Source organism: Pseudomonas sp. BS3782 TE3695, from assembly GCF_050435305.1.
GTDB lineage: Bacteria > Pseudomonadota > Gammaproteobacteria > Pseudomonadales > Pseudomonadaceae > Aquipseudomonas.
Map to the genome: position 1 here is coordinate 967,439 of NZ_JBNDKB010000001.1, position 11,306 is coordinate 978,744.

Consider the following 11,306-nt stretch of genomic DNA (forward strand, 5'->3'; position numbering starts at 1 on the left):
CAGCTAACCCATGTCCTTTAACCACTACTACCAAAGCGAACTCACCGCACTTCGCCAGTTAGGTCGTCGATTCGCCGAGCGTAGCCCGGCGTTGGCGCCTTTTCTCGGGCAAGCCGGGCGGGATCCGGACGTGGAGCGGTTGCTTGAGGGCTTTGCCTTTCTGACCGGTCGCCTGCGCCAGAAGCTCGACGACGAACTGCCGGAGCTCAGCCATTCGCTGATGCACCTGCTGTGGCCCAACTACATGCGGCCGCTGCCGGCGTTCAGCATTTTGCAGTTCGACCCGTTGAAGCGTTCCGGGCCTGCGTTGAGGGTCGAGCGTGATACGCCGGTGGAGAGTGTGCCGGTCGATGATGTGCGCTGCCGTTTTCGCACGTGCTATCCGACCGAGGTGTTGCCGCTGGATCTGGCCGCGCTGACTTACTCGGTGAAGGGTGACGGTTCGCTGTTGAGCCTGCGCCTGGAGATGAGCGCCGATGGTCACCTTGGCGAGTTGGAGCTGAGTCGTCTGCGCCTGCACTTTGCCGGTGAGCGCTACATCAGTCAGATGCTTTACCTGAGCCTGTTGCGCAACCTTGAAGGCATCGAGCTGATCCCGCTGGATGGCGCCGGCAAGCCCATCAACGGGGTGAGCGGCCAGCCGATGGCGTTCAAGATGCCCGGCGACCGCGTGCAGCCGGTGGGTTTTGCCGAAGAAGAGGCGTTGATCCCGTATCCGCTGAACACCTTTCGCGGCTATCGCTACCTGCAGGAATATTTCGCCTTCCAGGACAAATTCCTGTTCGTCGATATCAACGGTCTGGACCTGCTCAAGGCATTGCCGGAGGACACGCTCAAGCAAATGCGCGGCCTCGAATTGCGTTTTGACATTCGCAAGAGCGGCATCATGCGCATGCGTCCGACCCTGGACAACGTGAAGCTCTACTGCACGCCGATCGTTAACCTGTTCAAGCACGATGCTTTGCCCATTCGCCTTGATGGCAAGCAGGACGAATACCTGCTGCTGCCGGCTGAATACGATCTGGAAAACTGCGGCGTGTTCTCGGTGGAAACCGTCACCGGCTGGAAGCCCGGCGGCCTCGGTTATCAAGCGTACGTGCCGTTCGAATCCTTCGAGCACGACCCGAGTTTCGACGTGCCCACCAGCCGTCCGCATTACAGCATCCGCCAGCGTTCGTCCTTGCTGCACGACGGCCTCGACACCTACCTGAGCTTCGGCATCCGCCACACCGAGGCTCACGAAACCCTGTCGATCGAGCTGATGTGCACCAACCAGAACCTGCCGCGCAAGCTCAAGCTCGGCGACATCTGCATGGCCTGCGAAGACACGCCGGAGTTTCTGAGTTTCCGCAACATCACGCCGGCCACCTCCAGCTTCGCACCGCCGCTGAACCGTGACTTCCTCTGGAAGCTGATCAGCAACATGTCACTCAACTACCTCTCATTGGCCGACGTCAATGCGCTGAAGGTGATTCTCGAAACCTACGACCTGCCGCGCTACTACGACCAACACGCGGAAAAAGTCAGCAAGCGCCTGCTGGGCGGGCTCAAGTCGATCAAGCACCAACACGTCGACAGATTGCACCGAGGGTTGCCGGTACGCGGGTTGCGCACCGAGCTGACCATCGACCCGGAAGGGTATATCGGCGAGGGCGACCTGTTCGTGTTCGCTTCGGTTCTTAACGAGTTTTTCGCGCTTTACGCCAGTCTCAATTCGTTCCACGAGCTGCGGGTAAAAAGCACACAGGGAGAGGTGTACCAATGGACACCACGTATGGGCCTGCAGCCCCTGCTTTAAGCGGGCTGACCCGGGTAATACGCGAGTACTCGCTGTTTCAGGCCGTGCTGCTGGTGATTGACCGGCTGCGCGATGCGCACCCGTACCTGAGCGAAGACGACCTATACGACCAGCTGGAATTCCAGGCCAATCCGAGCCTGGGTTTCCCTGGCAGCGACGTCGATCGCGTGGAGTTTTTCAAAGAGCATGGGCAGATGCGTGCGCGCTTGCGTTTCAACCTGATCGGCCTGGTCGGTTCCGGTTCGCCGCTGCCGGCGTTCTATGGCGAACAGGCCCTGGGCGACAGCGAAGACGGCAACCCGACCCGCAACTTCCTCGACCTGTTTCACCATCGCCTGCAACGGCTGATGCTGCCGATCTGGCAAAAGTATCGGTACCGCGCCAGTTTCCAGAGCGGCGCCCTCGACCCGTTTTCGGCGCAGCTGTTTGCCCTGATCGGCCTCGGTGGCGAAGAGATCCGCAAAGCCCAGGAGCTGAACTGGAAACGTCTGCTTCCGTACCTCGGCCTGCTCAGTTTGCGGGCGCACTCGGCGGCGTTGATCGAAGCGGTGCTGCGCTACTACTTCAAGCACGCCGAGCTGACCATCGAGCAGTGCATCGAGCGCCGCGTCGAGATCCTCGACGAGCAACGCAATCGCCTGGGCCGGGCCAACAGCATGCTCGGCGAAGACCTGGTGCTGGGCGAACACGTGCGTGATCGCAGCGGCAAATTCCGCATTCATATCCGCGAGCTCGACTGGCAACGCTTTCACGAATTCCTGCCGATCGGTTTCGGCTACCAGCCGCTGTGCGCGCTGGTGCGGTTCACCCTGCGTGACCCGCTCGATTACGACATTCGCCTGGTGCTGCGTCAGGAAGAAATCCGCGAACTGCGCATCGGTGAGCAGAACGCCTGTCGCCTGGGGTGGACCAGTTGGCTCGGCCGCGAGAAAGCGGACGGCGTGGTGACCCTGGGCAGCAAAATTCATTAAGGACAGATGACACATGATCAACGTAGACCTGCAACAACTTATCCAGGCGCTGGACGCCGAAACCCGTCGTGACCTGGAAAGTTCTGCCGAACGCTGCGTCGCCCGTGGCGGCAGCAAGATCCTCGTCGAAGACCTGCTGCTGGGCCTGCTGGAACGCCCGCAAGGCCTGCTCGCCCGCGCGTTGCAGGATGCCGAAGTCGATGCCGGCGAACTGAGCGCCGCGCTGCAATCGCGGGTCGAGCACAGCGCCTCGCGTAACCCGGTGTTCGCCCCGGAACTGGTGCAGTGGCTGCAAGACGCCTTGCTGGTGGCCAACCTCGAGTTGGGCCAGAGCCAGGTCGAACAAGCCGCGTTGATCCTCGCCCTGTTGCGCAACCCGATGCGCTACGCCGGCAGCCGTTATCAGTCGTTGCTGGCCAAGCTGAACATCGAGCGCCTGAAAGAATTCGCCCTGTCGCAGAAAGAACAACCGGCCACCGGCAAACCCGCCGTGCCCGGCGAATCGCTGCTGCAGCGCTTCACCCACAACCTGACCCAACAGGCCCGCGACGGCAAACTCGACCCGGTGCTGTGCCGCGATGGCGCGATCCGCCAGATGGTCGACATCCTCGCACGTCGTCGCAAGAACAACCCGATTGTGGTCGGTGACGCCGGCGTCGGTAAAACCGCGATCGTCGAAGGCCTGGCCTCGCGCATTGCGGCCGGTGAAGTGCCGCAAGTATTGAGAGGTGTCGAGTTGCTGTCCCTCGACATGGGCCTGTTGCAGGCCGGCGCCAGCGTCAAAGGTGAATTCGAACGTCGCCTCAAAGGCGTGATCGACGAAGTCAAAGCTTCGCCGAAACCGATCATCCTGTTCATCGACGAAGCCCACACCCTGATCGGCGCGGGCGGCAATGCCGGCGGCTCCGACGCGGCCAACCTGCTGAAACCGGCCCTGGCCCGTGGCGAGTTGCGCACCATCGCCGCCACTACATGGGCAGAGTACAAAAAATACTTCGAGAAAGACCCGGCCCTGGCCCGTCGCTTCCAGCCGGTGCAACTGCACGAACCGACCGTCAGCGAAGCGGTGACCATCCTGCGTGGCCTGGCTCAGGTTTATGAGAAGAGCCACGGCATCTACCTGCGCGATGATGCGGTGGTTGCGGCTGCCGAACTGTCTGCTCGCTATCTCGCTGGCCGTCAGTTACCAGACAAAGCCGTCGACGTGCTCGACACCGCATGCGCCCGGGTGCGCATCAGCTTCGCCGCCGCCCCGGAAAGCCTGGAACGCCTGCGGGGTGAACTGGCCGAAGGTGGCCGTCAGCGTCAGGCCCTGCGTTGCGACGCCGAGGCCGGTCTGCTGATCGATCACGAAGCACTGGACGCTCTGGAAGATCGCCTGGCCGACGCCGAAGAAGAAAGGGTCGCTCTGGAAACCCTCTGGACCGAACAAAAAAAATTGGCCGAGCGCCTGCTGGACCTGCGTCAGCAACTGGCCGAGGCCCGTGAAGCCGCTGCCGTCGAAGCAACCATCACGGTTGAAGAAGACGCTGAAGGCACCATGATCGAAACGCTGCCGATGGACGAAGCGCAAAGCGTTGAAACCCTGGAAGTCGCACTCAACGAAACTCACAAAGCACTGACCGAGCTTCAGGTCAAAGAACGTCTGGTGAGCTTCGAAGTCTGCCCGCGCCTGGTGGCCGAAGTGATCAGCGCCTGGACCGGCGTGCCGTTGGCGCAACTGGCCCGCGAACACAACGCCAAGGTCGCGAGCTTCGCCACCGACCTGCGCACACGCATTCGTGGTCAGGAACAAGCGGTTCATGCCCTCGACCGTTCGATGCGCGCCACTGCCGCTGGCCTCAACAAGCCTGATGCACCGGTCGGCGTGTTCCTGCTGGTCGGCCCGAGCGGCGTCGGCAAAACCGAAACCGCCCTGGCACTTGCCGATTTGCTGTACGGCGGCGATCGCTTCATCACCACCATCAACATGTCCGAGTTCCAGGAGAAGCACACCGTCTCGCGCCTGATCGGTGCGCCGCCGGGCTACGTCGGTTACGGCGAGGGTGGCATGCTCACCGAAGCCGTGCGCCAGAAACCGTACTCGGTGGTATTGCTCGATGAAGTCGAGAAAGCGGACCCGGACGTGCTCAACCTGTTCTACCAAATCTTCGACAAAGGCGTGGCCAACGATGGGGAAGGGCGTGAGATCGACTTCCGCAACACACTGATCCTGATGACCTCGAACCTGGGCAGCGATCGCATCAGCGAACTCTGCGAAAACGGTGCGCGGCCCACCGCCGAAGTCCTCGAAGAAACCATTCGCCCGGTGCTCAGCAAGCACTTCAAACCGGCGCTGCTGGCGCGGATGCGCGTGGTGCCTTACTACCCGGTCGGTGGCCCGGTGCTGCGCGAGCTGATCGAAATCAAACTGGGTCGTTTGGGCGAGCGCCTGAACCGTCGTCAGCTCGATTTCACTTATTCCCAGGACCTCGTCGATCACCTGGCCGAGCGCTGCACCCAAAGCGACAGCGGCGCACGCCTGATCGACCACTTGCTCGACCTGCATGTGCTGCCGTTGGTGGCTGACCGTTTGCTCGACGCAATGGCTACCGGCGAAAGCCTCAAGCGTGTGCATGCGACGCTCGACGGTGACGCCAGCGTGATGTGCGAGTTCGCCTGAGGTGGGTGTGATGTTCACTCAAGTGCCGCAACCGCTGGTCTATGCCGAAGCCTTGCTGGCGCAATTCGCCAGCCTGTCGCGCGCGGCGGACGGTGCTGCGCTGCTGGGTGACTTCGTGCGCGGTTTGGCCGAGCTCAGCGGCTGCGAGTTGACGCAGCTGTACCTGCTGGACGCCACTCATACCTGCCTGGGGATGAACGCCGAGTGCCTGAACGGCATTCTGCAACCTCGGGAAGGGGCGAGCCTGCCGGCGGATTACAACGGTGAACAACTGCTGCAATTTTCCTTGTGCCAGAACCGCGTGGTATGCCTCAGCGAGCTGAGCGGCAGCCTGCACGAAACCAGTTTTCTACCGCTCCAGGCCACGCCCTGGCAGTCACTGTTGTGTGTGCCGTTGGTCAATCAGCAAAAGGCTGTCGAAGGTTTGCTGCTGTGTGCCAGTCGCCGGCAGATCGACCTGCAAGGCTTTGCTGATTCCCTCGGTCAACTGGGCTCGTTCGTGCTCGGCCAATTGCACTTGCTGCAACGTTTGCGTCGGCCGGCCGGCGATACACGACCGGCGTCGGTCAGCGTCCCGAACGTCAGCGGTTATGGCCTGATCGGCAAGAGTTCGGCGATGCGCCAGACCTATTCGCTGATCAGCAAAGTTTTGCACAGCCCGTACACCGTGCTGCTGCGCGGCGAGACCGGTACCGGCAAGGAAGTGGTGGCGCGGGCGATTCACGACTGCGGTCCACGACGTTCCCAGGCATTCATCGTGCAGAACTGCGCGGCGTTCCCTGAGAACCTGCTGGAAAGTGAACTGTTCGGCTACCGCAAAGGTGCCTTCACCGGCGCCGACCGCGACCGTGCCGGGCTGTTCGACGCGGCCAATGGCGGCACCTTGTTGCTCGATGAAATCGGCGACATGCCGTTGTCCCTGCAAGCCAAGCTATTGCGCGTATTGCAGGAAGGCGAGATCCGCCCGTTGGGCTCCAACGACACCCACAAGATCGACGTACGCATCATCGCCGCGACGCACCGGGATTTGGCGGTGCTGGTCAACGAAGGCAAATTCCGCGAAGACTTGTACTACCGCCTCGCGCAATTCCCGATCGAGTTGCCGGCCCTGCGTCAGCGCGAAGGCGACATCCTCGACCTGGCCCGACACTTCGCCGACAAGGCTTGCGCATTTCTGCAACGCGATGCCGTGCGTTGGTCCGACGCGGCGCTGGATCACCTGTGCGGTTATGCCTTCCCCGGCAACGTTCGCGAACTCAAAGGTTTGGTCGAACGCGCGGTGCTGTTGTGTGAAGGCGGCGAGTTGCTGGCCGAGCATTTCTCTCTGCGCATGGAAGCCATGCCGGAAGACAACAGTCTGAATCTGCGTGAACGCCTGGAGCAGGTCGAACGCAGTTTGCTGCTCGACTGCCTGCGCAAAAACGACGGCAACCAGACCCTCGCCGCCCGTGAACTCGGGCTGCCGCGCCGCACGCTGCTGTACCGCCTCGGGCGCCTGAATATCAATTTGGGTGATTTCGATGGTTAACCCCATTTTTGAGCGACGCAATCCTGTGGCGAGGGAGCTTGCTCCCGCTCGACTGCGCAGCAGTCGCAATCCAGCCAACACGGTCTGCCTGAATAAACGGGACAGCTGGTTTTGGGGCTGCTCCGCAGCCCAGCGGGAGCAAGCTCCCTCGCCACAAAGGCAGCGCTCAGGCCCCATGGCTAGAGCGCTCAGTTTTACCTCATTCGCTTTCTATAGCGCCACCCGAACGGGTCGGCGCTTTGTGCTTTGCCTACCCCTGGAGACCCTCTGATGCCTGTTCGTCACTGGCAAGCCGTCCTGCTGACTCTCGTCGTTCTATGCGGCCTCGGCGGCTGTAGCGGCAATTACAAATACAACGACAACACCTATCGCCCATTGGGTGATCCGCAGGCGGTCAATCGCGGCAAGTGACCGCAAGGAGTATCACCATGGAACTGGTTTTCGAAATGCTGAACACCAAGCAGTTCGTGCCCACGGATTTGTGCCAGAAGACCTTCAAGCAGGCCGGTGGCGTGATTGGCCGGGGCGAGGATTGCGACTGGATCATCCCCGACCGCAAGCGTCACCTGTCCAACCACCACGCGTTGATCAGCTACCGCGAAGGCACGTTTTTCCTGACCGATACCAGCAGCAACGGTATTCAGGACAGCGAAAGCGGTGCGCGTCTGCGCAAAGGCGAGCCAATGCGCATCGAGCACGGCAGTGTGTACGTGCTGGGTGACTTCGAGATTCGTGCGCGACTGGTGCGCGACCCGGCGACATTCGACGTTGAAATCGGCCGTCCGCAGGCCGCGGGCAGCATCATTCCGGACGATGCGTTCCTCGACCTCGACCCGCTCAATGCCCTCGACCAGCAAGAGCGCGTGTACTCGGAAATCGATGAGCTGATCTCCCCGAGCACCACCATCGAAGACACCCGTCAGCGTGCCGACTACGCGCGCATCGACATGGAAAGCCTGGTGGTGCCGGAGCTGATCAATGCCCCGGCAGAACCTGCGCCAGCGCCGCCCAAAGCGGTCGAACGTCAGAGCGAAGGTTTCTGGGAACACTTTGGTGCGGCGTTGGGCGTGGACCTCAAAGGCCTCGACCACGACGCCCGCGAAGCCCTGGCCCTGAACGCCGCACGCTTGCTCAAGCAAAGCGTCGGCGGTTTGCAGCAGAGCCTGCGCACCCGCAGTGAACTGAGAAACGAACTGCGTCTGGCTCAAACCACCGTGCAAGGCACCAAGAACCCGCTGAAATTTGCCGTCGATGCCGGCGAAGCGCTGGGCATTCTGCTGCAAGGCAACAAGCCGGGTCAGTTGCCGGCCGAGCAAGCGATCTCCCGTGCCTTCCGTGATTTGCAGGCGCATCAGGTCGCGTTGCTGACCGCCAGTCGCGCCGCCGTTCGCGGCACCCTGGAGCACTTCTCGCCGCAACAACTGACCTTGTGCTTCGAGCGCGACAGCAAGCCGTTGCTCGCCACCTCCGGCAGCCGCTGGAGAGCCTACGGGCGTTATCACCAAGCCCTGCGTCAGGATGATGACTGGAGCGAGCGCCTCCTGGCCCGCGACTTCGCACAGGCCTACGAAGAACAGATCCGCCTGATTTCCACCCTCCACACCGACCACCAAGGATGATGCGCATGTCTCGCTGCTCGACCGCTTTTTTCAAGACGCTGACTGCGCTCGCTACCCTCGTGCTGTTGGCCGGTTGCTCGTCGCTGTCGCCGTATTCCACCATGACCAAACTCAACCTGAAGCTGACTGCCAGCGATCAGTTGAACCCGGACCTCAACGGTCGTCCGTCGCCGATTGTCGTGCGCCTGATGGAGCTCAAGCACCCGGTAACGTTCGAGAATGCTGATTTCTTCAGCCTCTACGAACGCGCCAAGGAATCCCTGGTCCCGGACCTGGTGGCCAGCGAAGAACTCGAGCTGCGCCCCGGTGAAACCGTCGAGCTCAAGCTCAGCGTAGAGGAGGGCAGCCGTTATGTCGGCGTGCTCGCGGCCTACCGCGACCTGCCGGAAACCAAATGGCGCTACACCGTGCAAATCACTGCGCTGGAAGTCACCGTGGCGGACCTGACCCTCGATCAGGCCGGCATCCGCAATACCCACGAAACGCTCGCCAAGGCGGATGACTGATCATGAATGCGCATAAAGTCATTTGGCAGGAAGGCATGCTGCTGTGTCCGCAGCACTTCCAGCACAACGATCGTTACTACGACCACCAGATGAAGACCCGCACCCAGTTGCTGCGCAGCTACATCTGGGGTTTCCTGAACCTGGAAATCGACTTGCAGTTCCTCAACATGGGCAAACTGGTGATCAGCCAGGCCTCGGGGATTCTACCGGACGGCAGCCTGTTCGAACTGGGCGGCAACACCGAGCCGTTGGTCCTGGACGTGCCGCCGAACACTGGCAACATGCCGATCTATCTGGCGCTGCCGCTGGTGACCGGTAACCACATCGAATCTCGCCGCCCCGAGCAGTCCGACGTGCTGGCGCGCTACACCGCGTATGACGCGGAAGTCGCCGACTCCAATGCGGGAGACGACTCCGCCAGCCAGGTCAGCTGCGGTCGGCCGGACTTCAAACTGTTGCTCGGCGAGCAGCAGAGCGACCAGGCCTACGTGAAGCTGAAGATCTGCGAAGTGCTCGATACTACGCCCGACGGCGTGATCAGCCTCGACCCCGACTTCGTGCCGACCTACATTCAGGCGCACTCGTCCAGCTACTTGCTGTCGTGCCTCAAAGAAGTCATCAGCATGCTCGGCCACCGAGGCGACACGATTGCCGAGCGGATCAGCTCCAACGGCAAGGTCGGTGGCGCGGAAATCGGCGACTTCATGATGTTGCAACTGATCAACCGCACCGAACTGTTGCTGCGCCATTACCTGGGCCTGGAACAGGTTCACCCGGAAGAGTTGTACCGCACGTTGCTGACCATGCTCGGCGATCTGGCGACGTTTTCCAGCGAGAGCAAACGCCCGCGTCTGGACAGCCGTTACCAGCACAGCGATCAGGGCGCGAGTTTCCGCAAACTGATGGAAGCGATTCGTCAGGTGCTGTCGATGGTGCTCGAACAGCACGCCATCGAACTGGTGCTGCAAGCGCGTCAGTACGGAATCATCGTGTCGCCCTTGCACGACCACAAACTGCTGGGCTCGGCCTCGTTCGTACTCGCGGCCAGTGCCAACTGCGACTCCGAAGAACTGCGCCATCGCTTGCCGGCGCACCTCAAGGTCGGCCCCGTGGAGCGCATTCGCCAACTGGTCAACCTGCACCTGCCTGGCATCAAGGTCAAACCGTTGCCGGTGGCCCCACGGCAGATCGCATTCCACTCCAACAAAACCTATTTCATCCTCGAACTCAGTTCTGAAGACCTGGCGCAACTCGAGCGCTCCGGCGGCTTCGCGTTTCACGTGTCCGGCGAATTCGCCGAGCTTGAACTGAAATTCTGGGCCATCAGGAACTGACCGACATGATCAAGGACATGGAATACAACCAGGACGACAAAACCATCCTGCTCGACCGCCAAGGCCACGGCCCGGCGTCGAGTCCGCTGACTGATTTCGCTGCGCCGCCGCGTTTTGAGCAGCTGGAAGAACGGATGATCTACGCCGCGCGCCTGCGCCCGGCCGAAGCGTTCAACATCAGCCTCAATTCGCTGGTGGCAGCGGCGTCCGACTTGCTGTCGGAAGTGGTGCGACTCAAGCACAGCGACACCCGCGAAGACCTGTACGCGCTCAACGAGCGACTGACTGCCGGGCTGAAGTTGTTTGAAGTGCGTGCGCTGCATCACGGCGCTGAAAGCAGCCAGGTGATGGCCGCCCGTTACGTGCTCTGCACCGTGGTCGACGAAGCCGTCGTCACCACGCCGTGGGGCAACGAAAGCGAGTGGTCGCAGATGAGCCTGCTCAGCAGCTTCCACAACGAAACCTTTGGTGGCGAGAAGTTCTTCCAGCTGCTGGATCGCCTGTCGAAAAACCCGGTCAAGCACCTGCCGATGCTGGAGCTGATGTACCTGTGCCTGTCCCTCGGTTTCGAAGGCAAGTACCGGGTGCAAGCCCGCGGCATGCTCGAACTCGAAGGCATCCGCGATGCCTTGTATCGGCAGATTCGTCAACTGCGCGGCGACGTGCCGCGTGAGCTGTCGCCGCATTGGGAAGGCTTGAACGATCAGCGCCGCAGCCTGGTGCGCATCGTGCCGGCCTGGATGGTGGTGCTGTTCACCGTGGTCTGCCTGGTGGTGATGTATTCGGGCTTCGCCTGGGTGCTGGGCGAGCAACGCGAAACCGTTCTGCAACCTTACCAGCAGCTGGATCCGGTCGCGGTTCAGCCGCAGTCGAAGCCGTAAACAGGGA

General features: G+C 61.6%; 9 protein-coding genes. All 9 read left to right on the forward strand.

Annotated elements, in window-relative coordinates; all coding sequences use genetic code 11:
* The first annotated feature begins 10 nt into the window (after window positions 1-10).
* Entirely contained in the window at window positions 11-1,798 is a 1,788-nt protein-coding gene (gene tssF, locus ABH909_RS04290; protein WP_429430754.1) for a type VI secretion system baseplate subunit TssF, read from the forward strand.
* Window positions 1,762-2,769, forward strand: a complete 1,008-nt coding sequence (tssG, locus tag ABH909_RS04295; RefSeq protein ID WP_429430756.1) for a type VI secretion system baseplate subunit TssG — start codon at window positions 1,762-1,764, stop codon at window positions 2,767-2,769. Before tssF ends, tssG begins: the two co-directional genes overlap by 37 nt.
* A 13-nt stretch (window positions 2,770-2,782) precedes the next feature.
* Entirely contained in the window at window positions 2,783-5,431 is a 2,649-nt protein-coding gene (gene tssH / locus ABH909_RS04300) for a type VI secretion system ATPase TssH (RefSeq protein WP_429430758.1), read from the forward strand.
* Window positions 5,432-5,441: 10 nt separating this feature from the next.
* Window positions 5,442-6,959 (forward strand): sigma-54 interaction domain-containing protein, encoded by a 1,518-nt coding sequence (locus ABH909_RS04305; protein WP_429430760.1) that lies wholly within the window; start codon window positions 5,442-5,444, stop codon window positions 6,957-6,959.
* Window positions 6,960-7,229: 270 nt separating this feature from the next.
* Window positions 7,230-7,370, forward strand: coding sequence for a hypothetical protein (locus ABH909_RS04310; protein ID WP_007894589.1), 141 nt, complete (start codon window positions 7,230-7,232; stop codon window positions 7,368-7,370).
* A gap of 17 nt (window positions 7,371-7,387) precedes the next feature.
* Window positions 7,388-8,578, forward strand: a complete 1,191-nt coding sequence (tagH, locus tag ABH909_RS04315; protein ID WP_429430762.1) for a type VI secretion system-associated FHA domain protein TagH — start codon at window positions 7,388-7,390, stop codon at window positions 8,576-8,578.
* A gap of 5 nt (window positions 8,579-8,583) precedes the next feature.
* On the forward strand, window positions 8,584-9,084 hold the full coding sequence (tssJ, locus tag ABH909_RS04320) for a type VI secretion system lipoprotein TssJ (RefSeq protein WP_429430764.1): 501 nt from the start codon (window positions 8,584-8,586) through the stop codon (window positions 9,082-9,084).
* A gap of 2 nt (window positions 9,085-9,086) precedes the next feature.
* Complete coding sequence (tssK, locus tag ABH909_RS04325; protein WP_429430766.1) at window positions 9,087-10,418, forward strand: type VI secretion system baseplate subunit TssK; 1,332 nt, start codon at window positions 9,087-9,089, stop codon at window positions 10,416-10,418.
* Window positions 10,419-10,423: 5 nt separating this feature from the next.
* Window positions 10,424-11,299, forward strand: coding sequence for a type IVB secretion system protein IcmH/DotU (icmH, locus tag ABH909_RS04330; RefSeq protein ID WP_429430768.1), 876 nt, complete (start codon window positions 10,424-10,426; stop codon window positions 11,297-11,299).
* The last annotated feature ends 7 nt before the right edge of the window (window positions 11,300-11,306 follow it).